Annotated in this window: 21 protein-coding genes; 8 read left to right on the top strand and 13 right to left on the bottom strand. The window is 71.4% G+C overall.

The window, feature by feature from the left end; genetic code table 11:
• Window positions 1–44: 44 nt before the first annotated feature.
• From FF041_RS13440 to FF041_RS13425, 5 genes are all read right to left on the bottom strand, one after another.
• Window positions 45–884, bottom strand: a complete 840-nt coding sequence (locus FF041_RS13440) for a DUF4097 family beta strand repeat-containing protein (protein ID WP_153523053.1) — start codon at window positions 882–884, stop codon at window positions 45–47.
• Between the two features lie 42 nt (window positions 885–926).
• Entirely contained in the window at window positions 927–1,427 is a 501-nt protein-coding gene (locus tag FF041_RS13435; RefSeq protein ID WP_194292013.1) for a hypothetical protein, read from the bottom strand.
• A 159-nt stretch (window positions 1,428–1,586) separates the two neighbouring features.
• Entirely contained in the window at window positions 1,587–1,727 is a 141-nt protein-coding gene (locus FF041_RS37820) for a hypothetical protein (protein ID WP_194292012.1), read from the bottom strand.
• Window positions 1,728–1,845: 118 nt separating this feature from the next.
• A complete protein-coding gene (locus FF041_RS13430; protein WP_153523052.1) occupies window positions 1,846–2,865 on the bottom strand; it encodes a CopD family protein in 1,020 nt (339 codons plus the stop codon).
• A gap of 158 nt (window positions 2,866–3,023) precedes the next feature.
• Window positions 3,024–3,245, bottom strand: coding sequence for an EF-hand domain-containing protein (locus FF041_RS13425; protein ID WP_323371910.1), 222 nt, complete (start codon window positions 3,243–3,245; stop codon window positions 3,024–3,026).
• Between the two features lie 103 nt (window positions 3,246–3,348).
• Here FF041_RS13425 and FF041_RS13420 point away from each other — a divergent pair, with 103 nt between their 5' ends.
• On the top strand, window positions 3,349–4,005 hold the full coding sequence (locus FF041_RS13420; protein WP_153523051.1) for a GNAT family N-acetyltransferase: 657 nt from the start codon (window positions 3,349–3,351) through the stop codon (window positions 4,003–4,005).
• 88 nt (window positions 4,006–4,093) lie between these two features.
• Here FF041_RS13420 and FF041_RS13415 read toward each other — a convergent pair whose 3' ends face one another.
• The 7 genes from FF041_RS13415 to FF041_RS13385 form a co-directional block, all read right to left on the bottom strand.
• Window positions 4,094–4,762, bottom strand: a complete 669-nt coding sequence (locus FF041_RS13415; RefSeq protein WP_153523050.1) for an ADP-ribosyltransferase — start codon at window positions 4,760–4,762, stop codon at window positions 4,094–4,096.
• A gap of 122 nt (window positions 4,763–4,884) precedes the next feature.
• Window positions 4,885–6,078 carry a YncE family protein gene (locus FF041_RS13410; RefSeq protein WP_153523049.1) on the bottom strand — a complete coding sequence of 398 codons (1,194 nt, stop codon included), beginning with the start codon at window positions 6,076–6,078 and terminating at the stop codon, window positions 4,885–4,887.
• The gene (locus FF041_RS13405) at window positions 6,078–6,878 is read right to left on the bottom strand and encodes a polysaccharide deacetylase family protein (RefSeq protein WP_323391831.1); all 801 of its coding nucleotides are present in this window, start codon (window positions 6,876–6,878) and stop codon (window positions 6,078–6,080) included. The genes FF041_RS13410 and FF041_RS13405 overlap by 1 nt, the downstream gene beginning before the upstream one ends.
• Before the next feature lie 476 nt (window positions 6,879–7,354).
• On the bottom strand, window positions 7,355–7,876 hold the full coding sequence (locus FF041_RS13400; protein ID WP_153523047.1) for an ATP-binding protein: 522 nt from the start codon (window positions 7,874–7,876) through the stop codon (window positions 7,355–7,357).
• A 274-nt stretch (window positions 7,877–8,150) separates the two neighbouring features.
• Window positions 8,151–8,927: an enoyl-CoA hydratase/isomerase family protein gene (locus tag FF041_RS13395; protein WP_153523046.1), complete on the bottom strand. Its 777-nt coding sequence runs from the start codon at window positions 8,925–8,927 to the stop codon at window positions 8,151–8,153.
• A 114-nt stretch (window positions 8,928–9,041) separates the two neighbouring features.
• The gene (locus FF041_RS13390; RefSeq protein ID WP_323391841.1) at window positions 9,042–10,289 is read right to left on the bottom strand and encodes a L,D-transpeptidase; all 1,248 of its coding nucleotides are present in this window, start codon (window positions 10,287–10,289) and stop codon (window positions 9,042–9,044) included.
• Window positions 10,290–10,535: 246 nt separating this feature from the next.
• Window positions 10,536–11,747 (bottom strand): L,D-transpeptidase, encoded by a 1,212-nt coding sequence (locus FF041_RS13385; RefSeq protein WP_407698150.1) that lies wholly within the window; start codon window positions 11,745–11,747, stop codon window positions 10,536–10,538.
• Between the two features lie 328 nt (window positions 11,748–12,075).
• Between FF041_RS13385 and FF041_RS13380 the strand changes: the two genes are divergently transcribed.
• The 3 genes from FF041_RS13380 (at window position 12,076) to FF041_RS13370 (ending at window position 18,391) form a co-directional block, all read left to right on the top strand.
• Entirely contained in the window at window positions 12,076–13,932 is a 1,857-nt protein-coding gene (locus FF041_RS13380) for an ABC transporter ATP-binding protein (protein ID WP_153523044.1), read from the top strand.
• On the top strand, window positions 13,929–15,821 hold the full coding sequence (locus FF041_RS13375; protein ID WP_153523043.1) for an ABC transporter ATP-binding protein: 1,893 nt from the start codon (window positions 13,929–13,931) through the stop codon (window positions 15,819–15,821). The genes FF041_RS13380 and FF041_RS13375 overlap by 4 nt, the downstream gene beginning before the upstream one ends.
• Window positions 15,822–16,360: 539 nt before the next feature.
• Entirely contained in the window at window positions 16,361–18,391 is a 2,031-nt protein-coding gene (locus FF041_RS13370; protein WP_323391830.1) for a M4 family metallopeptidase, read from the top strand.
• A gap of 283 nt (window positions 18,392–18,674) precedes the next feature.
• Here FF041_RS13370 and FF041_RS13365 read toward each other — a convergent pair whose 3' ends face one another.
• The gene (locus FF041_RS13365; protein ID WP_153523041.1) at window positions 18,675–19,091 is read right to left on the bottom strand and encodes an ATP-binding protein; all 417 of its coding nucleotides are present in this window, start codon (window positions 19,089–19,091) and stop codon (window positions 18,675–18,677) included.
• 239 nt (window positions 19,092–19,330) lie between these two features.
• Here FF041_RS13365 and FF041_RS13360 point away from each other — a divergent pair, with 239 nt between their 5' ends.
• From FF041_RS13360 to FF041_RS13345, 4 genes are all read left to right on the top strand, one after another.
• Window positions 19,331–20,194, top strand: a complete 864-nt coding sequence (locus FF041_RS13360) for a helix-turn-helix domain-containing protein (protein ID WP_153523040.1) — start codon at window positions 19,331–19,333, stop codon at window positions 20,192–20,194.
• Window positions 20,195–20,209: 15 nt separating this feature from the next.
• Window positions 20,210–20,413, top strand: coding sequence for a DUF397 domain-containing protein (locus FF041_RS13355; protein WP_153523039.1), 204 nt, complete (start codon window positions 20,210–20,212; stop codon window positions 20,411–20,413).
• A gap of 78 nt (window positions 20,414–20,491) precedes the next feature.
• Window positions 20,492–21,184: a response regulator gene (locus tag FF041_RS13350; RefSeq protein ID WP_153523038.1), complete on the top strand. Its 693-nt coding sequence runs from the start codon at window positions 20,492–20,494 to the stop codon at window positions 21,182–21,184.
• Window positions 21,185–21,243: 59 nt separating this feature from the next.
• On the top strand, window positions 21,244–22,420 hold a 1,177-nt coding region (locus tag FF041_RS13345; RefSeq protein WP_153523037.1), incomplete at its 3' end, for a sensor histidine kinase.

Below are 22,420 nucleotides of genomic sequence, written 5' to 3'. Positions count from 1 at the left end.
GGCTCCCTCGTCTCACGTTCACCGGATGTACGGGACCGACGGGATCAGGCGCGGCGGATCACGATGTCCCCGCTGAAGGTGCGGGCACGCACCTCGGCGATCTCATCGGACGCGGCGGGCCCGTCCACGGTCTTCAGGGAGTTGCGTACGGAGCCGGACACCGTGCTCACATCGAGCCTGGCCGAGGTGCCCTCGCGGATGCCGACCGCGATCTCGGCGGAAACAGCCGTGATCGCGACCGAGCCGCGCACGACATCGCCGATCCATACGCTGCCGTGCGCCGTCTTGACCTCGACGCTGCCGTGCGGGCGGTCGACACGGAAGTCGCCGTCCATCCCGGTCATCCGCAGACTGCCGGTGATCTCCCCGATCCTGATCTCGCCGTGATCGTTCCCGATCACCGCGGCGCCGTCGATCTCTTCGATCCGTACGCTCCCCGAGCCGTTGCCGACCTTGGCCTGACCCGCCACCCGGCCCACGGAGATCTCACCGCGGGCCGCGGCCAGCCGGAGCGGGCCGGTGTGGTCGAGCCGGATGTCGCCGTGCGCGGTGTCGATCCGGCACTCGCCGAGGCGGCCCTCTCCTCTGATGGTCGCCCAGGGAGCGCCGACCCGGACCTGGGAGCCCTCCGGCACCTCGATCCGCAGATCGACCGAGGCCATGCCGCCGCGATGGAGCGACGGGGCGGGCACCTTGACCGTCAGCCTGCCGCGGGAGCAGTCGATCCTCGCCTGCGCGGCGGCCTTGACGTCGGCCGCGCTGGAGCCGTCGGTCGGCCGTACGGTGACGACCGTGTCCAGGCGCTCGCTCGCGACGATCGAGATATCGCCCGAGGCGAGCTCGATCCTGACGGAGACGGGTTCCGGGGTGTCGAACGTGGCCATGCCGGCCCTCCCTGATAAGCCGTTCAGATCTGTCACGGCGCGCTACCGCACCCATCCGTTCCACTGCCGGGTGCCGGACGGCGCCTTCCGCTCGTCGCGCTTCGCACCGGAGCTGAGGGTGGCGGCGACGGCTCGTACGAGCCAGGCGTTCACCGACAGGCCCTCCCGGCCCGCGGCCTCCTCGATCCGTTCCTTGAGGTGCTCGGGCGGGCGGAAGTTGATACGCGCCGTGGTGCCGTCGCCGTCGCCGATCAACTGCTCGGCGCCGCCGTCGTCCACCGGTGCGTACCCGGCGTCGGGCGACGGCCGCGTCACCGCGAAACCCGGGTCGAGGCCGCGCAGCCGGACCTCGACCGACCCGGGGGCGAGCTCACGGGAGATCTCGTCCGCGGCGGTCGACAGCGCGTGGAGCAGGGTGAGCCGCACCGCCGAGTCGAGTGCCGGGACAAGGCGCTCCGCGATCTGGAGCGTCTCCTCGCCGGCCGCCTCCGCCGCGGCCAGGAACTCCTGGCGGAGGCTGTCGACATAGGGCGTCAAGTTCATGGCGTCATGGTGGCGCATATTTGGCGCCATACGCAAGGGCCTCTACCGCCGTGATGGGCTATCGCGCACATCCCTCAGGGAGACTCGGCCCGCCAGGGCGCTGATGCGATAGCGCCATCATGGCGCACGCATGGCCCCATAAGTCGGCAGAGGGATCGCTCAGACCTCGTCGTCCGCGATGGGCTCGCCCTCCGCCTGGGACGGGGTCGTCCGCTGCACATCGGGATGCTGTTCCTCGGCCGGTTCCTCGGCCTCGCCCTCGGCCTGCGAGGGGGTGGGGTACTCGTCGTACTCGCTCATGACGCCGCTCCTCACGTTCGGTGCGTATCCGCGTGCGGATCGTAACGTGGCGTCGGGGGCGGCGCTCGGCGCCGGGCAGGGCGGTGCGGGTGCCGTGCGGGTGCGGGCGCGGGTGCGGTCAGCGGATGCCGAGCCGGACGCTCACCCAGTGCGGATCGGGCACCACCGTCAGGACCGCCGACACCACCACGATTCCCGCGAGCACCGCGAGCTCCGCGCGCGCCGGGGTCCAGGCGTCCAGCCGGCCGCGCAGCAGCCGGCGGCGGGCGGCCAGCGCCAGCGCGCACACCACCGCGACCAGCAGGCCCTTGACGATCAGCACCCTCCCGTACGCCGAGGTGAGGATGGCGTCCGAGGGCAGCTTCCGCAGAGTGGAGGCGGTACCGGTGACGGCGAGCACCGCCAGCGTCCAGGCCGCCATCCGGGCGTAGCGGCCGAGCACCGCGAGCGCGTCGGCCCGGTCCGCGCGGCGCAGCCACATCAGCCGGAGCGTATAGAGCAGTCCCCCGGCCCACAGCGACGCGGCGGGCAGATGGAGCAGGGTCAGCGCGGTGCCGATCTCCGGCGTGTACTGCTCCGGGTGGGCGCGCAGCGCCTCCGCTCCGATCACCAGGGCCAGCGGCAGCAGGGCGAGGGCCGGGCGGCGCAGGGCGACACAGCCGGCGGCGGCGAAGAAACCATTCGCCATCAGCAGCAACAGCCGTCCGTCACCGGTGGCGTAGGCCGTGGCCAGATCGATGTCGCTGACCTGGGCCAGCACCGCGATCTGTCCCGCCGCACCGGCCGCTCCGGCGAGCGCGGCCGGAGCCGACCAGCCGCGCGGGCGCGCTCCACCGCCCGCCAGCCGGGCTCCGGCGAGCTCACCGAGCTGGACCGCGAGCGCGGCGAAGACGACGGTACGGAGCAGAGTGGTCGTACCGGCGGCGGGTACGCGGAGCTCCCCCGTGCCGCGGGCCGCGAGCTGACCGCCGAACAGCGCGGCGCAGAGCGCGACGACGGCGCCCGCGAGGGCGAGCACGGCGAGCTTGCGGGTGGATCTGCGGGCGGCCCGGCGGCGGGCGGCCCTACCGGGGGTCCGACCGGGGGCCAGGGTTCCGGGGCTGGTCACTTCATGATCGTCACTGGGAGCGGCATTCATGGCAACTCGGGGCGATCTCAGCACTCTCGGACATCCGGCCAGGTCTCTTCGTCCCCGGTTGCCGGGTACGGTCTCTTCGCTTCCGGGCATCCGGGACGGCACCTTCCGGATGTCCGGGACGACGCCCCGGCGATCGGCCGGGGAGCCGCTCCGGCGGATCAGGCCGTGTTCTTGTTCAGCGAGTCCCAGAACTCCTCGAAGGTCAGCTGACCGTCTCCGTTGGCGTCCTTGGTCTTGATGACCGCCTCGGCGACCGTCTCGGTGACATGGAAGTCGCCCAGCTGCGCCATGACGCTCTTGTACTCCGCAGCCGTGATCAGGCCGTCGCCGTCCAGGTCGTACCGGTCGAACGCCCTGCGCGCCTCTTCGATGTCCGCCACTGTTTCCACCCCTCCTAGGTGCACTACCGCACTACTGATGGAGATCAGATTATCGGCTCTCCCCGCCCGTCCGGTGCCAGGGGCGGTGGGCGACGATGACGGTATGAGCGACGAGCTGAGCGGGATTCTGCGGGCCGCGGCGCGTGGGGAGTTCCCCCCGCCCGACGGCCGTACGACCGTGATCGGGCAGCACGGCGCCCGGGACGCGGGGGTGTTCGCGTTCACCGCGCACTCGGTGATCTGTACGGACGAGGACCCCGCGTGGGTACGGGAGCGGCTGGCCGCCGCGCCGTCGGATGAGCTGGCCGCCGCGATGCACCCGGTCTTCCTGGCCGCGATGCTGACGCGTACGGGCCGGGCGATGGACACCATCGATCTGGTGACGGTGGCCGACGCGCTGCCGGGAGCCCCGGAGACGGCGCTGCGTGAGATCACGGACCGGGAGCATCCCCGGGTGACCCGGGCTCTTCACCACCGCGACGAGGTACGGGTGTGGGTCGCGGACGGCGGAGTGCTGGTACTCGGCCGGGGTGTCGCCGGGCGCTGGGAGGCCGCCGTCGAGGTGGAGCGGGAGGCGCAGGGCCGGGGGCTCGGCCGGGCGCTGGCGCTGGCGGCCCGGCATCTGGTGCCGGACGCGGCGGTGTGGGCGCAGCAGGCGCCGGGGAACGCCCGCAGTGTGCGGGCGTTCCAGACGGCGGGCTTCCGGCCGGTCGGGTCGGAAGCCCTTTTCGCGGGCGGCCAGGGTCCGCCGTCCGCGTAGGACCGGATCGGGCCGGGTCAGGCGGAGCCGGATGGTTGCCGGACCGGGGCGGATGAAGCCGGACCGGATGAGGCGGGACGAGGCCGGGTCAGCTCGCGACGGGGTAGGACTCGCGCCAGGGCTCGTAGTACGGGTTGTCCCGGCATTCGTTCATGATCTCGATCTTCCGGGTGGTGTCGACCGGACAGACCCCGACGATGAACTCGCGGGACACTCCGCCGGGGAACGCCACCTCGACCTGGCCGGCGTACTTATGGGTGTCGCCGATGGTCCGGTTGACGTCGATGCCGCCAGGGGCGTCGATGTAGTAGTTCCAGCCGCTCTTCCACGACTTGTACAGATCGTGGTCGTAGGACGTGGAGACAAAGGGAGAGGGCTGGTTGACCAGCACATACTTCTCGATGTCGTACTGCCCGTCGATGGGGGCCTTGGGGTGGAAGCCCTGCTCGAAGACGATCTCGGGTCCGCGGCCGTCCGAGCGGTAGAGCTGACGGCAGTCGGTGCGCCAGGCGGGGGACGGGGTGATCCGGTCGACGGCCACCCGGTCGTCGGCGGCGGCGTAGAGCCTGGCCTCCACCCTGGGGCAGGAGTTGGGCGGTGCGGCGGCCCTCAGAGCCGTCGCCGTGGTCAGGGCGGCGGCGGGAGCGGCGGCGGGCTCGGCGGGGGTGGCGGCCGAGGTGGCGGCGGCCGGGAGCAGGGCGGCGGTCAGCGCGAGAACGAGCACGGCGGCCCGTCGCCGCAGGCGTGTTGTGATCATAGGGATCACCCTCGCGGAGCTGCGGCGACGGCTCTCGTTCCGTCACTCGTGGGTGGGCGGGTCGATGTTCCGCGTTGACCTCGGGTCTCCCGTACAGGCACGCCGGGGGCCTGCCGTCGGCGTCAGCGGAAGACCCCCGTGTGCCCGAGCGAGTAGCGGCCGGGCTGCGGGTAGACCGCGAGTCCGTGCGGGCCGTCGCCCACCGGGATGCGCGCCAGCTGCTCCCCGCTGCTGGTGTCGATCGCGTACACCTCGGCGTCATAGCGTCCGGAGAGCCAGAGCACTCTGCCGTCCGCCGAGACGCCGCCCATGTCGGGGCTGCCGCCGTCCGGCAGCCACCACTTCTTCGTCAGCTCGTTCCTGGTGAAGTCGAAGACGGAGATGGAGCCCTCGCCCCGGTTGGGGATGTACATCTCCTTGGAGTCGCGGCTGATGTAGAGGCCGTGGGCGCCCTCGCCGGTCGGCATGAGCGTGGGGGTGGTGAACTTCTCCCCGTCGAGCACCCAGACGCCGTGCGCCATCATGTCGGCGATGTAGAAGGTCTTGCCGTCCGGCGAGATCTTCACGTCCTGGGGCATCGCCCCGTCGAACGGCAGCGTCTGCTGGCCGACGACCTCCATCTTCTCGGTGTCGACCTTCAGCAGTTCGGCGGAGAACTCGCAGGACACGATGAAGTACCGGCCGTCGGCGGAGAAGTCCGCGTGGTTGACGCCGTAACAGGACACCGGGGTGGTCTTCACCCGGTCCATGGTGTGCGGATCGCGGAAGACGAGTTCGCGGTCGAGCGACGCCATGACGACGGCGTGCTTGCCGTTGGGGGTGAAGTAGAGGTTGTACGGGTCGTGCACCTCGACCGGCTCGCCCGCCTCGCCGTTCGCCGGGTTGATGGGGGTGAGGGTGTGGCCCCGGTTGTTGTTGACCCAGAGGGTCTTCAGATCCCAGGAGGGCACCACGTGCTGCGGCTGGACGCCGACCTCGATGGTCTCGACGATCTCATAGGTCTTGGGGTCGATGACGGAGACGGTGTTGTCGTTGGTGTTGGGCACATACACCCGTGACGGGAACTTCCGCACCACGGGCGAGAGCTGCCCCGGCCGGTCGGCGGCGTAGATGTCCTTGGGGTCGAGCACCGGGGGCATGCCCGGCAGCCCGGCGGGGACCGGCTGGACCGACGGCGCCGGGGCTCTGGTGCGGTCCGCCTTGGCGGCCTTGGTTCCGCTCTCCGTGCCGCAGCCCGCGAGCAGGGCGATCAGGGCCCCGGCGGCCAGCGCGCCGGCCCGCCGGGTGATTCTCAGTGGAGTGGTTCCTTGGTGCATCAGCTCAGCAGCTCCGTGGTGGTCACCGCGCGCAGTCCGCGGCGGTCGAGATCGTCGAGGAGGGCGGGCAGTGCGGCGACCGTGTCCGCGTAGCCGAAGTGCAGACTCACCACCGATCCGCGCTGGATCAGCCCGGTGACAGTGCGGGTCACGGCCGTGGCCCCGGGCGAGGTGAAGTCGAGGGAGTCGAGGTCGTACGAGAGGACGTGCGGATACCCCGCCCGGCGGGCGAGCCGGGTGACCAGGGGGGTCGAGTACTGCGTACGGGAGGGGCGGAACCAGGTGCCGATGGAGCCGGTGAGCCGGCGCAGCCGGTCCGCGCAGCCGGTGATCTCGGCATACGCCTCGGCCTCGGGCAGTTCGGTGACGCTGAGATGGCGCTGGGTGTGATTGCCGAGGTCATGGCCGCCGTCGAGGATCCGGCGGGCGAGGTCCGGATGGCTGTCGAGCCAGCTGCCCACGGCGAGCACGGTGATCCTCGCCCCGGCCCGTTCGGCCTCGGCGAGCACGGCCCTGGCGGTGGCCGGGTCGCCCGCGCCGTGGAAGGTGAGGGCGACCCGGTCCCGGTTCCGGGGGCCATGGGTGATCTCCACGGGCTGCCCGGGGAAGCGGCGGGCCGCCGGAGCGGGACGTGTCGGGGCGGCGGACGGCGAGGCGGCGGGCGCGGGCCGGTCCTGGGCAACACGGTCCTGGGCCGTACGGTCCGGGCCGGCGTCGGCGGCGCAGCCGGCGGCGAGGGCGCCCGCCACGGCTGCACCCGCTCCCGCGCGCAGCGCGCGACGGCGATCGATCGAGGTCACGGGGGAAGAGCGTAGGGGCGAAATGACCAAAAGATAATGATTAGACCGTTTGATAACACCTTCGGGTCGCGAGGATCTGAAGGGTACAGATCAAGGAAACATTCGCCGCCAGCGAACCTCAACCCCCATTTACCAGGTAGAAATCCCACCCCACCTGGGATTCACAAAAGATCTATCATTATTTGTCGCTTATGTCCGAGTGACGGATTTTGGCGTAGAGGGCCCCGTCTGCCATAGTCGATGCCACGACCCCCCTTGACCCGGGCCAGGTCGTCTTCGGCTGCCGTGGCAACACCCCCCCTGACCCGCGGCGGCCCTCAGAAGCCCCCGGCGCGACGACACCCTCGACCGCACGGGGGCTTCTGCGTGCCGGCAGTACGAGAGGTCCGGGCGCGGCTCAGGAAGGGGCCCGGCTCAGGAAGGGGCCCGGCTCAGAAAGGGGCCCGGCTCAAGAGGGAGCGGGGCGGCGGCGCGGCTCAGGAAGAGGGAGCGGAGTGGCGCTCGGCGATCCGCATCTCGAACCAGGTCGTCTTACCGCGCGGCAGCAGATCCACGCCCCACCGGTCCGAGAGCTTGTCGACCAGGAAGAGTCCCCGCCCGCTGACGTCCATCGGCTGGACCGGCAGCAGACAGGGCAGCCCCCGCGAGGGGTCGCGCACCTCCACCCGGATCCAGCCGCGGCGGCGCAGCATCCGCAGGCCGAAGACCCGGGCCCCGGTGTGCCGCACGGCGTTTCCCACCAGCTCCGAGACCAGTAACACCGCGTGCTCGGCGGTCTGCGCGGAGAGGTCCCACTGGCGCACCACCACACAGTGGGTCAGCCTGCGGGCGACGGCGGCCGACTCGGGGCGGGACGGAAGCCGGACCTCGTCATCGGTCGGGCTGCCGTACAACTCCAGTGCTTTCAGGGCCTGTTCGTCCTCGGTGGCGCCCGCCCACCGGGTGGCGACCGCACTGCCGTGCTGCCACGGCTGTTCCACACCTTCGAGGCCCGCCATGCCCCCATCATCGCTCCAATGAGGGGCTTCCGTGACCGTTCCCGTGGAAGAGGGGGGTGGGAGCACCCCCGTCCGGGGGTGCCCTCCGGCATATGACTGTGGCCTCATACGCACTTATGTGCCCCTGCTGAGCTGCGTTGACACCCCGTCAATAGGGGACGGCGGCCCGTCTCGCCTCCGGATTCCTTAAGGCTCCCTTAAGGAAAACAGGAGCCGCACGGCGGGTTGACGCGGGCCTCCCGGCGGGAGAGCGGGCCGCCTGCCGGGGCGGCGATCAGCGGAATACGGCCTTCCCGGGCCCGTCTTCGACGAAGCTGCGCATCCCGCGCTCGCGGTCCTCGGTGGCGAACAGCCCCGCGAACCAGCTCCGCTCGACCGCAAGCCCCGACTCGATGTCCGTCTCCATGCCCGCGTCGACGCACTCCTTGGCGGCGCGCAGCGCCAGGGCGGGCCCCTGGGCGAGCTTCGAGGCCCAGGCGTGGGCCTGCTCGTACACCTCGGCGGCGGGCACGACCCGGTCCACCAGTCCGATGGCGAGCGCCTCGTCGGCCCGCACCTGACGGCCGGTGAAGATCAGGTCCTTGGCCCGGGAGGGGCCGATCAGCCGGGCGAGCCGCTGGGTGCCGCCCGCGCCCGGGATCAGCCCGAGCAGGATCTCCGGCTGGCCGAGCTTGGCGTTGTCGGCCGCGAGCCGGAAGTACGCGCAGAGCGCCAGCTCACAGCCGCCGCCGAGGGCGTAGCCGGTGACGGCGGCGACCACGGGCTTGGGGATCCGGGCGACGGCGGTGAACGACTCCTGGAGCGCGCGGGAGCGCAGCACCATCGCCGTATGGTCCATCTCCCGCATCTCCTTGATGTCCGCACCGGCCGCGAACGCCCGCTCGCCGCCGTACAGAATCACCGCCCGGACGTCTTCGCGGCGGGTCGCCTCCCCGGCGAGTTCGAGAATTCTGTCCTGGATCGCGATGTCCAGCGCGTTCATCGGGGGACGGTCCAGCCGAAGAGTGGCGACACCGTCCTGGACCTCGAAATGCACATGCTCAGTCGTCATGGAGGCAGGTTAACCGCCGCTAACGGCGGCGGACCCGGTGCTGTAGAAACACAGCACCGGGTCCGCGGCGTGAAGCCAACGGGTCCGCAGGGCATGAAGTGAACAGGCTCCCGGTTACTTCTTCCACTCGGCCCAGGGCATGTTCCAGCCGTTGAGACCGTTGTCCGGGGCTATCCGCTTGTCCTTGGAGTTCTTCACGACGACCACGTCTCCGAGGATCGAGTTGTCGTAGAACCACGCGGCGGGGGTCTTCCCGTCATAGCCGCCGCGCACATCGCGCAGTCCCACACAGCCGTGGCTGACATTGGCGCGGCCGAAGGTGCCGGCGGCGGCCCAGTAGTTGCCGTGGATGAAGGTGCCCGAGGTGGAGAGGCGCATCGCGTGCGGCACGTCCTTGATGTCGTACTCCCCGCCGAAGCCGACGGTGGCCCCGTTCATCCGGGTCACCTTGTGCTTCTCGCTGATCACCATCTGGCCGTTGTAGGTGGTGGTGGCCGGGGCTCCGGCGGTGACCGGGATGCTCTTGATCCGCTTGCCGTCCCGGACGACTTTCATCTGTCTGGTCTTGGCGTCCACGGTGGAGATCTGGCTGCGGCCGATGGTGAACGACACCTTCTTGGCCTGCTTGCCGTAGACCCCGGGACGGCCCTCGACCCCGTCCAGATCGAGTTCCACGGTGACCTTGGTGCCGGGCGCCCAGTATTTCTCGGGGCGGAAGTCGAGCCGGTCGTTGCCGAACCAGTGGCTCTCGATCGGCACCGGCGGATCGGCGGTCACCGTGATGGCCTTCTCCACCGCCTCGGGCTCGGTGATGCCCCGGGTGAAGTTGAGCGAGACCGGCATGCCGACGCCGACCGTGCTCCGGTCCTCGGGGGTGTAGTACCCGATGAAGGTGTTCTCCGGCACGAGCGTGGTGAAGACGGTGTCCTTGGCGGACTCCCGGCCGTCGGCGTCCTCGGCGACGGCGTGCACCCGGTACTTGGACGAAGCGGCCAGATGCTGAAGCGGCTTCCAGGAGCGGCCGTCGGCGGCCAGCTCGCCCTCGACCGCCACGCCCTTGTCGTCCTGGACGGTGACCGTGGTGAGCTCGCCCCGCTCGGCGGTGACCTTCAGCGCACCGCTGGTGGCGACCGACACCGAGCCGTCCTTGGGGGTCACGGTGACCACGGCCCGCGATTCCGCGCTCTCGACCCGGCCGCCCCCGCTGTCCGGCTCGCCGTCCGTGGAGTCCTTGTCCCCGCCCCCGCCCCCGCAGGCGGTCAGCAGCACCAGCAGTGCCGCGACGGCGCCGGCCGTCGGTCCGCGGCTTCGGCGCCCGCGTGCGGCAACGGCCGGCGCCCCCGGTATCGGAAGCCCGTTCACCATGGTCTCTCCCCTCGCACGGCCTGGCCCCGCCACGGCCCGCACCCCCGCGCGTCGTGCGTACGCGCCTGACCAGAAAATCACACGGGGGGTTCGGGGGACTTCCCTCCGCTGTAACCGTTCGGCACCGACTTGTCCGGTGCGGCAGGGTACTTCCAGCGCTACCGGCGCTACCGGCGCTACCGGCACTTCCGGCACTTCCGGACGCGCGGGGAAAGGAGCGGTGCGAGGGGTGCGAGGGGTGCGTCAGCGCAGCGCGGAACCCTCCTTCCAGCGCTTCCACGGAACGTTCCAGCCGCTCAGACCGTTGTCCGGCGCGACCTGGGTGTCCGCCGAGTTGACCACCTCGACCACATCGCCGATCAGGGTCCGGTCGAAGAACCAGCCGGCCGGGGTGTCGCCGCTGCCGCCCTTCTCGTCCCGCAGCCCCACACAGCCATGGCTGATGTTGACCTGCCCGAAGATCTCGGGAGCGGCCCAGTAATTGCCGTGCAGAAAGGTGCCCGTCTTGGTCAGCCGGATGGCGTGCGGCACGTCCTTGATGTCGTACTCCCCGCCGAAGCCGACCGTCCGGCCGTCCATCCGGGTCATCTCGTGCATCTCGCTCACCACCATCTTCCCGTTGTAGGTGGTGTTCTTGGGAGCTCCCGCGGTGACCGGAAGGGTCGCCAGCAGCTCTCCCTCCCGCCGTACCTCCATCGTCTTCGCCGTGGCGTCGACCACGGACCGCTGGGAGCGGCCCACGGTGAACGAGATCGTCTTGTGCTGGATGCCGTACGCGCCGGGGGCGGCCTGGACGTCGCGCAGCCGCAGTGCGACGGTGACCTTGGTGCCGGGCTCCCAGTACTCCCGCGGGCGGAAGTCCAGCCGGTTCGCGCCGAACCAGTGGCCCGCGATCTCGACGGGCGGGTCGGAGGTGACCTTGATGGCACGCTCCACGGCCGCGCGGTCGGCGATCTGCTGATTGAAGTCGAAGGAGACGATCATCCCGGTGCCGACGACGGCCCGGTTCTCCGGCTTGAAGTAGCCGATGAAGCGGTGGCCTGGGACCTCGGTGGTGAAGGTGGTGTGGCGGGCCGAGCGGCGGCCGTGCCCGTCGAGGGCGACCACGTCGACGCTGTACTTGGCCGCGAGGGCCAGCCGGACGCCGTCCTCGGGCGTCCAGCGCAGACCGTCGTCGGAGACGGCGCCGGGGACCTTCGCGGGGGTCTCGTTCTCGATCCGGGTGACGGTGACCCGCTCCAGCCGCCCGCTGGGCAGTCGTACTTCCAGGGGTCCGCCCGGGTCCACCCCTTTCGCGCCGTCGTCGGGCACGATCCGGATCGAGTCCTCGGGCGGACGGTTCTTGCTGCCGGTGTGGAGGGCGCGGCCGGCGCAGCCGGTGAGCCCGGCCGTCAGCGCCATCGCCGTCAGGGCGACCGTCGCGCCCCGCCCTGCCCGTCTCAGTAGATGTCTCACGATCACCCAACGACCCGGGGCCTCGGGGAGAAACGTGGGCCGATGCCGGGAAGGTCCGTTAGGGGCGGAACCGAGGGGAAGCGAGGGGAACCGAGGGGAGGGCCCGTACTCCGCTCGGACGGGCCCGAGGCAGCACAGGGAGGGCCGGCGGATGCCGAGCGCGGCCGGCCCGCCGTCCGGGGATCTGCTCAGGGATCCACCCGGAGGTCTGCCTGGGGATCTGCCCGGAGGTCTGCCTGGGGATCTGCCCGGAAGATCGTCCGAACCGTGCCGGAACGGCCGCAAATTGAGGTGAGACCGTCAGGGATGAATCGTAGGCTCGCTCCTGATGCCCACTACACCTGTCCCCGCCAAGGCCCCCTCCAGCGCCCGCTCCCTGCTCCGGCTATGGCCGTACGTACGGCCGGTGCGGGCGCGACTGCTGCTCGCCGCCGTCATCGCGATCACGGCCTCCTGCCTCAGCCTGGTCATCCCCCTGGTGCTGAAGTGGATGGTGGACGGGCCGGTCGCGGACCGCGACCCCGGCGGGGTGTGGCTGGGGGCGCTCGTCCTGCTGCTGCTCGGCATCGCCGAGGCCGTGCTCTTCGGCATCCGGCGCTGGCTGGTGTCCCGGCCGCTGGCCCGGCTCGAAGCGGCGATGCGGGGTGATCTCTACGCCCACCTCCAGCGGCTGCCGGTGGCCTTCCACGACCGCTGGGCGTCGGGGCAGCTGCTCTCGCGCGGTACGACGGATCTGATGCTGGTCCGGATGTTCCTCCAGTTCCCGCTGACCTTTCTGGTGGTCAACGGGACGACGATTCTGGTCGGTTTCATCATTCTCTTCGCGCAGGACTGGCTGCTGGCGCTGGTACTGCTGATCCCGGTGGTGCCGCTGACGGTGCTCATCTCGTACTTCGAGTCGCGTTACGCGCTCGCGGCCCGCCGGGCCCAGGACCAGATCGGCGATCTGACGACGCTGGTCGAGGAGAGCGTGCTCGGCATCCGGGTCGTCAAGGGCTTCGGCCGCCACCGCAGCCAGGCCCGCGCCTTCAAGGAGCTCTCGCAGGAACTGCGCGGCACCGAGCTGGTCAAGGCCCGGCTGCTGGCGGGCATCTGGTCGGCAATCACCGTGATACCCGAGATCGCGATCGGCGCGGCGCTGGTGCTGGGCACGGTCCAGGTCGCGGACGGGGACATCTCGGCGGGGACCCTGGTGGCGTTTCTGTCGATCGCGCTGGCGCTGCGGTGGCCGGTGGAGTCGATCGGCTTTCTGCTGGCGATGAGCCAGGAGGCGGCGACGGCGACGGACCGCTACTTCGAGGTGCTGGACGAGGAGCGGGAGCGGGACACTCCGGTGGGCGGCGGCTCCCCGGAACGGGCGGAACCAACGAACCCGGCGGAACCAACGAACCCGGCGGAACCGGCCGACCCGGCGGACCGCGGCGGACTCCGGTTCGAGGGGGTCTCCTTCCGCTACCCCGACAGCGCCGAGGGCGTCCCGCCCGTACTCGACCGGATCGATCTGCGCATACGCCCGGGCGAGACGCTGGCCCTGGTCGGCTCCACCGGCAGCGGGAAGACCACGCTCACCGCGCTCGTACCCCGGCTGCACGAAGTGACGGCGGGCCGGATCACCCTGGACGGCGAGGACATCGCCACGATGCCCCGGGAGCGGCTGCGCGCCCTGGTGTCGGTGGCGTTCGAGGAGCCGACGCTGTTCTCCGCGAGCGTCGGCGAGAACGTGCTGATGGGCGCGGCGGACGGGACCGCAGCGCCCGCGGCGGAGCTGGACCGCGCGCTGGCGGTGGCGCAGGCCGGGTTCGTCCGCTCGCTGCCGGACGGGGTGGACACCGGGGTAGGCGAGCAGGGGCTGAGCCTGTCGGGCGGTCAGCGCCAGCGGCTCGCGCTGGCCCGCGCGGTGGTCGGCAGACCCCGCTTCCTGGTGCTCGACGATCCGCTGTCGGCGCTCGACGTGCATACGGAGGCGCTGGTGGAGGCGGCCCTGCGGGAGGTGCTGCGGGAGACCACGGCCCTGGTGGTCGCCCACCGGCCGTCGACGGTGCTGCTGGCCGACCGGGTGGCGCTGCTGTCCGGGGGCCGGATAGCGGCCGTGGGAACGCATCAGGAGCTGATGCGGACGAACGCGGAGTACGCCTGGCTGATGTCCGGGTCGACCGGAACCGGGGAAGGGAACCACCCACGATGACCACCGCCACGACCTCCTCCGGCGCCGCCGGGGACACGGCCCGCGACGACGACCCGGCGGCCGGCTCCGGCGCACCGGGCGGCCGGGAGCCCGGGGCGGGGGACCCCTTCGACCAGGACGATCTCCCCGTCCCCCCGGGGGCCACCGGGGCGCTGCTGCGGTCGCTGCTCTCCCCTCACCGCGCCCGGGTGCTGCGGGTGGCCCTGATCCTGCTGTTCCAGCAGGCCGCCGTCCAGGCCGGTCCGCTGCTGGTCGCCTATGCCATCGACCGGGGGGTGCCCGCGTTCCGCGAGCGGGACTACGGCCCGCTGATCGCCGTGGCCGCCGGATACGCGGTGTGCGCCTTCGGCGCGGGGCTGCTCCAGTATCTGTTCATCTCCGTCTCCGGACGGCTCAGCCAGGATGTGCTGCTGGAGCTGCGGGGCCGGATCTTCCGCCACTCCCAGGCCCTGAGCGTCGACTTCCACGACCGCTACACCTCCGGGCGGCTGATATCCCGCTCCACCACGGACGTGGAGTCGCTGCGCGAGCTGCTCGAAGAGGGGCTTCAGGAGCTGATCGACGTCATCCTGGCCTTCGTCTACATCTCGGTGCTGCTGCTCTGGCTCGATCTGAGCATGGGCGGGGTCGCCGTGGCCTCCTTCGTTCCGCTGTATCTGCTGGTACGGGTCTACCGGCGGCGCGTGGGGGCCGTCTACGCCGAGCGCTCGACCGCGATCGCCGGGGTCGTCGTGAAGTTCTCGGAGACGCTCAACGGCATCAGGCCGGTACGGGCGTTCCGCCGCGAGCGGGCCAACGACACCGAGTTCCAGCGGCTCAACGCACGCCATGAGCGGAGCAACGGCGATGTCATGCTGGAGCTGGCGCGGTATGTGGTCGGCTCCCGGCTGGTCGCCAACGTCTCGGTCGCGGCCATGGTGCTGTGGGGCGCGTGGCGGGTCGCCGACGGGACGCTGGCGCTCGGGGTGCTGGCGGCGGCCGTGCTCTATCTGCGGCGGCTGTACGACCCGATCGACCGGCTCGGGATGTTCCTCAACTCCTATGAGAGCGCTGCCGCCTCGCTGGCGAAGATAGCCGGGCTGCTGGCGCAGACCCCGTCCGTGCCGGAGCCGGCGCACCCGGTGGAGCTGCCGCCGGCGCCGGGCGGGCAGCCGGGGCGCGAGGTCGTCTTCGACGGGGTGCGGTTCACCTATCGCACGGGCGGCGAGGTGCTGCCCCGGTTCGGTCTGACGATCCCGGCGGGGCAGACGATCGCCGTCGTCGGCTCGACCGGCGCGGGCAAGTCGACGCTGGCGAAGCTGCTGGCCCGGTTCTACGACCCGACCGAGGGCCGGGTGCTGCTCGACGGGGTCGACATCCGGGAGCTGTCCACGGCCGGGCTGCGGCGCGGGGTGGTGATGGTGACCCAGGAGTCGTTCCTGTTCTCCGGCACGGTCGCGGAGAACATCGCCATCGGGGCGCCGGACGCGACGCGCGAGCAGATCGAGGACGCGGCGCGGGCGATCGGCGCGCATGAGTTCATCAGCGGTCTGCCGGACGGCTACGACACGGATGTACGGAAGCGGGGCGGGCGGATCTCGGCGGGCCAGCGTCAGCTGGTCGCCTTCGCCCGGGCCCTGCTGGCGGACCCGTCCGTACTGATCCTGGACGAGGCGACCAGCTCGCTGGACGTGCCGGGCGAGCGGGCGGTGCAGCGGGCGATGGACACGGTGCTGCGCGGGCGTACGGCGGTGGTGATCGCCCACCGGCTCTCCACGGTGGAGGTGGCGGACCGGGTGCTGGTGATGGAGCACGGCCGGATCGTGGAGGACGGCGCACCCGCCGAACTGATCGGCGGGACGGGGCGTTTCGCGGAGCTGCACCGGGCGTGGCGGGAGAGTCTGGTGTGAGGGGAGCCGGTCGGGGCGGGGGCCGGGTGACCCGCAGGGGGGCGTGACGGCGGACGGCCTTCACCGGCCGGGGCGCCTCCTCGGGCGCCTCGGCCCGTACCGCCCGGCGCACCGGGCATCCTGACGACCCCCGTCGAGGCCGCCGCCTCCGACGATTGGCCCGTCCCGCCCGGCACACCGGATACTCCGACGCCCCCATCGACGCCTCGGCCCCCGCGCCGCGGGCGGGCCGCCATGGCCGGATCCGTGAACCGCCGGCCGGCGCTCCAGCGCGACCGTGACGCCGCTCCGGGCCGGAGGCGATCCGGCCGGACGCCTGGCGGCCAGGGCGGGCCGAACTCCCGCAACACCCCCGCAATGTCCGCTCAACGAACATGACATCTCGGTCAACGGACGACTTCCGGCCAACTTCTTGACGCGCTCCTGACAGGGACTGCTCACTCCTGTCACTGTTCCCTCCATTCCACGCACCAACCGCTCCAGCTCAGCCCGGACGGCCTGTTACCGCCGTCCGGCACCCCACAGCAGAAGGAGTCCGCGTGAGATCCACCCCTCGCCGTCGCGCCACGGCGACCGGCGCGCTCATAGCCACCGCCGCTGTCATAGCCGTCGGCCTCCAGGCCGGCGGCCCGGCCGCCGCCGCCCCGGCCCAGTCCCCCGCCGCCGCGCAGCCGGGCAAGGCTTCGCCCGGGGCGCTGCCCGCCGCGCTCACCCCCGCCCAGCGGGCCGAGCTGATACGCGAGCGGAGCGCCGTCACCGCCGCCACCGCCGGTGAACTGGGCTTGGGCGCACGGGAGAAGCTCGTCGTACGGGATGTCGCCCGCGACCGCGACGGCACCGTCCACACCCGCTATGAGCGCACCTACAGCGGCCTTCCGGTGCTCGGCGGCGATCTGGTGGTCTCCGAGACCCGGTCGGGCCGGACCTCCTCCGTCGCCAAGGCGTCGAAGACGGCCCTCAAGGGCGTCGGCACCAGCGCCCGGATCGCCCCCTCCGCCGCCGAGAAGCAGGCCGTGGGCCGGGCGAAGGCGGCGGGCTCGACGCGCGCCGAGGCGGAGCGCGCGCCGCGCCGGGTGGTCTGGCTGGCGACGGGCGGCAAGCCGGTGCTGGCGTACGAAACGGTCGTCGGCGGCCTCCAGGACGACGGCACCCCCAACGAGCTGCACGTCGTCACCGACGCCGCCACCGGCAAGAAGATCCATGAGTGGCAGGCCGTCCACAACGGCACCGGCAACACCCAGTACAGCGGGCAGGTGACGCTGGGCAGCACCCCGTCCGGGAGCTCGTTCAACCTCACCGACGGGGGCCGCGGCAACCACCGTACGTACAACCTCAACCGCGGCACCTCCGGCACCGGGACCCTCTTCTCCGGCCCGGACGACGTCTGGGGCGACGGACAGCCGTCCACCGCCGAGACCGCGGGCGCGGACGCCGCCTATGGCGCGGGGCTGACCTGGGACTACCTCAAGAACGTGCACGGCCGCAACGGCATCAAGGGCGACGGCGTCGGCGCGTACTCCCGGGTCCACTACGGCAACAACTACGTCAACGCCTTCTGGACCGACAGCTGCTTCTGCATGACCTACGGCGACGGCGCGGGCAACGCCAAGCCGCTGACCTCGATCGACGTGGCGGCGCACGAGATGACGCACGGCCTCACCTCGGCCACCGCCAAGCTCGTCTACAGCGGCGAGTCCGGCGGGCTGAACGAGGCCACCTCCGACATCTTCGCCGCGGCCGTGGAGTTCCACGCGGCCAACGGGCAGGACCTGGGCGACTATCTCGTCGGCGAGAAGATCGACATCCGGGGCAACGGCACCCCGCTGCGGTACATGGACAAGCCGAGCAAGGACGGATCGTCGAAGGACTACTGGTACTCGGGCATCGGCGGGGTCGACGTCCACTACTCCTCGGGCCCGGCGAACCACTGGTTCTATCTGCTCTCCGAGGGCAGCGGCGCCAAGACCCTCAACGGCGTGAACTACGACTCGCCGACCTCCGACGGGCTGCCGGTCACCGGCATCGGCCGGGAGAAGGCCGCGCTGATCTGGTACAAGGCGCTGACGACCAAGTTCACCTCCACGACCAACTACGCGGGCGCGCGCACCGGGACGATCGCGGTGGCGACGGAGCTGTACGGGGCGGGCAGCCCCGAGGTCAAGTCGGTGACCGACGCCTGGGCCGGTGTGAACGTCGGCGCCCGCCCCGGCGGCGGCAACCCGGGCCCGAGCTTCGAGAACACCGCTGACGTCGCCATCCCGGACAACGGTGCGGCGGTCAACTCCCCGGTGACGGTGACCGGTGTGGCGGGCAACGCGCCCTCGACGCTCCAGGCCGAAGTGGACATCATCCACACCTGGCGGGGCGATCTGGCGGTGGATCTGGTGGCCCCGGACGGGACGGTGTACCCGCTGAAGCCGGTCAGCTCGGGCGACTCGGCGGACAACGTCCAGGAGACCTACACGGTCAACGCCTCCTCCGAGGTCGCCAACGGCGTCTGGCAGCTGCGGGCGCAGGACCGGGCGGCACGGGACACCGGCTACATCAACAACATCAAGCTGACGTTCTGAGCGTCCGGCGCCACCACGGCTGACCGCGCTCGCCTGACCAGCTGATCGCGCCCGGAGGAGAATCGCTTCCCTCCGGGCGCTTTCCTGTGCGCCGGTCACTGACGCCGCCCCATCGGCGGTACGCCCCCCAGGGGCGCCGGGTCCGGTCCTCCGGGCCCGGGCGCTCCGTCTCCCCGGTGTACGTGACGGGTGCCGTACGCGAGGCAGGCGATGACGTACTCCCTGGTCCGCCGGTCACGCAACCAGGCGACCAAGGACCCCCGGTACACCTCGCCCTCCCCGCTCATCCGCCGCCCGCCCCCGGCTCGGCACGGATCTCGCACCACACGTCCTTCCCCCCGGGAGCCGGCGCGGCGCCCCAGGAGTCGGCCATGCTCTCCAGCAGCGCCATCCCGCGCCCGCTCTCCGCGACCCAGTCCGGCTCCCGGAGCACGGGCAGCCGCGCGCTGGTGTCACGGACGACGACGCGTACGCCGCCGGGGCGGCGCTCCAGGGTGAGAACGCAGCGCGGCGAATCCGTGTGCTTGTCCACATTGGCCAGCAGCTCATGGGCGCAGAGCACGGCGGTCTCCGTGAGCGACCCGAGGCCCCAGTGCCGCAGATGGGCGCGGATGATCCGGCGGATGCGGGCGAGGGCCCGGGGGTGGGCGGTGAGTTCCTGCCGGTAGTGGGTGCTGCCTGTTTCCGCCATGGCGCTCATGGCTCCTCCAGCGCCGAGTCCGGCGCATCGCGAAGTGGAGAGACGCTCGGTCACTGCACGAGCGCCGTCTGTGATGCGCAACAGAGTGGACCCATTCACTCCTTGACCGCAACCTGAACGGCTGCAACATTGCAGATTTCTGGTTACACCTCGAACTTCCTTGCGTATTAAGACGATTGGAGTAATGGTCGGCCTGTACGACACACTGGGCTGTCAACGCATCTGGAAAGGGGCCTACGTTGGCAGGTCACCCACGCCCGACTGTGCGCCGTCGCAGGCTGGGCAGCGAACTCAAGCGGCTGCGCGAAGCGGCCGATGTCACGATGGACCAGGCGGCCGAGCGCATCGGCGGCGACAAGTCGAAGATCTCGCGCCAGGAGAACGGCCGGCAGAGCGTCAGCAAGCTGGAGATCGAGGCGCTGCTGATCCTCTACGGCGTCGATGACCCGCGATTGCAGACGGCGCTGACGACGATGTCGCGGGAGAGCCGCCGTAAGAGCTGGTGGACGCAGTACAGCGGCATACTGCCCGCGCTGTTCCAGGAGCGGCTGAGCGTGGAGTCCGACGCGGCAAGGATGTTCGTCTTCCAGCCGTTGCTCGTGCCGGGGCTGCTCCAGACCCGCGAGTACGCCGAGGAAGTCATCCGAAGCGCGGGCACTTCCGCCTCCGAAGAGGAGATCGAGTCGTTCCTCTCCGTCCGCATGAACCGGCAGGAGATCTTCCGGAAGGAGAACCCGCCTCAGTACGTATGTCTGCTCGACGAGGCCGTACTGCGCCGTGTGATCGGCAGCCCCGGGATGATGGCCGCCCAGCTGCAACGGCTGATCGAGCTGAACAAACCGCCCCGGTTGTCGATTCAGATCGTCCCGTTCGGCCAGGGTTGGCACGCCGGGCTGGACGGCCCCTTCGCCATCTACTCCTACCCGGACCCGATGGATCTGGACGTGGTCAATCTGGATTACCTCGACGGAGCGCTCTACCTGGAGGAGGATGGCCCCGTCGATCAGTACCGACTGGCCTTCGACCAACTCCGGTCCAGCGCCCTACCGTCACGGCAGTCCATGGAACTGATCGCGCGAGTGGCCAAAAATCTCAGCACCTAGAGGCAGGTACACCAGATGATGCGGCACAACCTCCCTGAGGGCGCCTGGCAGAAATCCTCGTACAGCGGCGACAACAGGGGGACCTGCATCGAGACCCAGCCGACCGATGACCACCGCGTCGCGGTCGGCGACAGCAAGGCCCGCGCCCTGGGGGCCCACACCTTCGCCCCCGGACCGTGGCAATCCTTCGTCACAGCCGTCAGCGAAGGCACTCTCTGAGCGCCGCTCCCGTCAAGAGCGGGCCCCGACAGAAGCCTGCACCCGCACCCGCCCCGGGCTCCCCCGTAATCTGACCGCATGACGACCTCCCCCGCCGAGCCCCGTTCCGAGCGTCCCGTGCGCGTCGTTCTCGCCGATGACGAGGCCATGATCCGCGCCGGGGTGTGCGCCATCCTCGGGTCGGACCCCGGGATCGAGGTCGTTGCCGAGGCCGGGGACGGGCGGGAGGCGGTCGAGATGGCGATCGGGCACCGGCCCGATGTCGCGCTGCTCGACATCCGGATGCCGGGGCTGGACGGGCTGCGGGCCGCCGAGGAGCTGCGGCGGGTGCTGCCCGGCACGGCGCTGATGATGCTGACGACGTTCTCGGAGGACGAGTACATCGCCCGCGCCCTGGACGCGGGGGTGAGCGGCTTTCTGCTCAAGTCCGGCGATCCGCGCGAGCTCATCGCCGGGGTGCGGGCCGTCGCGGGCGGGGCCGCCTTTCTCTCGCCCGAGGTGGCGCGGCGCGTCATCGCCCACCTCGGCGACGGACGGATGTCCCGCGCCGCCGAGGCCCGCCGGAGGCTGGAGCCGCTGACGGCGCGCGAGAGCGAGGTGGTCGCGCTGGTCGGGGCCGGGCTGTCCAACGCCGAGATAGCCGGGCGGCTCCATGTGGTGGAGGGCACCGTGAAAGCCCATGTGAGCGCCGTCCTCGCCCGGCTTCAGCTGCGTAACCGGGTGCAGCTGGCCGTCCTCGCCCATGAGGCGGGCATGATGACCGAGGCGTAGCGGCACCGTCTTACTTTCGTCGGGGGACCCGGACCGGGGCCGTCCGGCAGAGTGGGGGCATGCGCGCGGAACGGACCCGGATCATCGTCGTCGACCTGGTGCTCTGGGCCCTGCTCAGCTGCCCCGTGCTGCTCAAGGGCGATCCTGACGACGGGGGTTCCTGGGCGGGCGTCGCCTTCGGAGTTGCGGCCCTCGCCGTCGCCGTACTGGTGTGGCGGCGCGCACCGCTCGCCTCCCTGAGCCTGGTCACCGCGCTGTCCGCCGTCGAGAACCTCGAACTGGTCACCGTCCAGTACTCGCTCGCGATGGCCGTCTTCGGCGGTCTCCTCGGCTGGCGCTCACCCGGCGCCCGGCCCGCGCTCCTGGCCTTCGGAGGCATCACCGCCGCCGGGCTGGTGCTCGTTCTCGCCGTCGAGGCCGACCTCTGGACCTGGCCCGCCCAGCTCAGTTCGCTCCTCTTCACCGTGGTGGTGCCCTGGCTGGTGGGGCGGTACATACGGCAGTACGCCGAGCTGGTGCGCACCGGCTGGGAGCTCGCCGACCGGATGGAGCGCGAGCAGCGGGCCGTCGCCGACCGGGCGCGGATACGGGAGCGGTCCCGGATCGCGGGCGATATGCACGACTCGCTCGGGCACGATCTGTCGCTGATCGCGGTGCGGGCCGCCGCTCTGGAGGTCGACCGTACGCTGAGCGAGCGGCAGCGGGCCTCGGCCGGGGAGCTGCGGCAGTCGGCGGCCGATGCCACGGCCCGGCTGCGGGACATCGTCGGGGTGCTGCGCGCCGATGACGAGCGGGCCCCGACCGTCCCGGCGGACGAACCGGTCGGCGCGCTGGTGGAGCGGGCCCGGCAGTCCGGGCTCAGGGTCGAGCTGCGCGAGGAGCGGCGCCCCGGGGCGCTGCCCCCGATGACGGACCGCGCGGTGTACCGGGTCGTCCAGGAGGCCCTGACCAACGCGGCCAAGCACGCCCCGGGCGCGGCCGTCGTCGTCACCGTGGCGGGCGAGCCAGGGTCAAAGGACGCGCAGGAGTCGGTCGTCGTGGCGGTCGGCAATGGTCCGGCGGCGGGGCCGCCGTCCGGGCTCGTCGGCGGCGGCAGCGGGCTGGTGGGGCTCGACGAGCGGGTCCGGCTGGCGGGCGGGGAGCTGGCACACGGCCCCCGGCCGGACGGCGGGTTCGCCCTCACGGCCCGGCTGCCCACGACCGGCCCGGCGGCGGCCGGGACGACGGCCGCCGGGG

Source organism: Streptomyces jumonjinensis, from assembly GCF_009600885.1.
Taxonomy (GTDB): domain Bacteria; phylum Actinomycetota; class Actinomycetes; order Streptomycetales; family Streptomycetaceae; genus Streptomyces; species Streptomyces jumonjinensis.
This window is presented reverse-complemented; position numbering and strand designations above follow the sequence as displayed.

What these genes read in the sequence shown, in the direction of transcription:
- FF041_RS13440 (WP_153523053.1), bottom strand. Translation starts at nt 884, where the DNA reads ATGGCCACGTTCGACACCCCGGAACCCGTCTCCGTCAGGATCGAGCTC.
- FF041_RS13430 (WP_153523052.1), bottom strand. Translation starts at nt 2,865, where the DNA reads ATGAATGCCGCTCCCAGTGACGATCATGAAGTGACCAGCCCCGGAACC.
- FF041_RS13380 (WP_153523044.1), top strand. Translation starts at nt 12,076, where the DNA reads ATGCCCACTACACCTGTCCCCGCCAAGGCCCCCTCCAGCGCCCGCTCC.
- FF041_RS13435 (WP_194292013.1), bottom strand. Translation starts at nt 1,427, where the DNA reads ATGAACTTGACGCCCTATGTCGACAGCCTCCGCCAGGAGTTCCTGGCC.
- FF041_RS13400 (WP_153523047.1), bottom strand. Translation starts at nt 7,876, where the DNA reads ATGGCGGGCCTCGAAGGTGTGGAACAGCCGTGGCAGCACGGCAGTGCG.
- FF041_RS13410 (WP_153523049.1), bottom strand. Translation starts at nt 6,078, where the DNA reads ATGCACCAAGGAACCACTCCACTGAGAATCACCCGGCGGGCCGGCGCG.
- FF041_RS37820 (WP_194292012.1), bottom strand. Translation starts at nt 1,727, where the DNA reads ATGAGCGAGTACGACGAGTACCCCACCCCCTCGCAGGCCGAGGGCGAG.
- FF041_RS13350 (WP_153523038.1), top strand. Translation starts at nt 20,492, where the DNA reads ATGACGACCTCCCCCGCCGAGCCCCGTTCCGAGCGTCCCGTGCGCGTC.
- FF041_RS13365 (WP_153523041.1), bottom strand. Translation starts at nt 19,091, where the DNA reads ATGAGCGCCATGGCGGAAACAGGCAGCACCCACTACCGGCAGGAACTC.
- FF041_RS13415 (WP_153523050.1), bottom strand. Translation starts at nt 4,762, where the DNA reads ATGATCACAACACGCCTGCGGCGACGGGCCGCCGTGCTCGTTCTCGCG.
- FF041_RS13395 (WP_153523046.1), bottom strand. Translation starts at nt 8,927, where the DNA reads ATGACGACTGAGCATGTGCATTTCGAGGTCCAGGACGGTGTCGCCACT.
- FF041_RS13375 (WP_153523043.1), top strand. Translation starts at nt 13,929, where the DNA reads ATGACCACCGCCACGACCTCCTCCGGCGCCGCCGGGGACACGGCCCGC.
- FF041_RS13420 (WP_153523051.1), top strand. Translation starts at nt 3,349, where the DNA reads ATGAGCGACGAGCTGAGCGGGATTCTGCGGGCCGCGGCGCGTGGGGAG.
- FF041_RS13355 (WP_153523039.1), top strand. Translation starts at nt 20,210, where the DNA reads ATGATGCGGCACAACCTCCCTGAGGGCGCCTGGCAGAAATCCTCGTAC.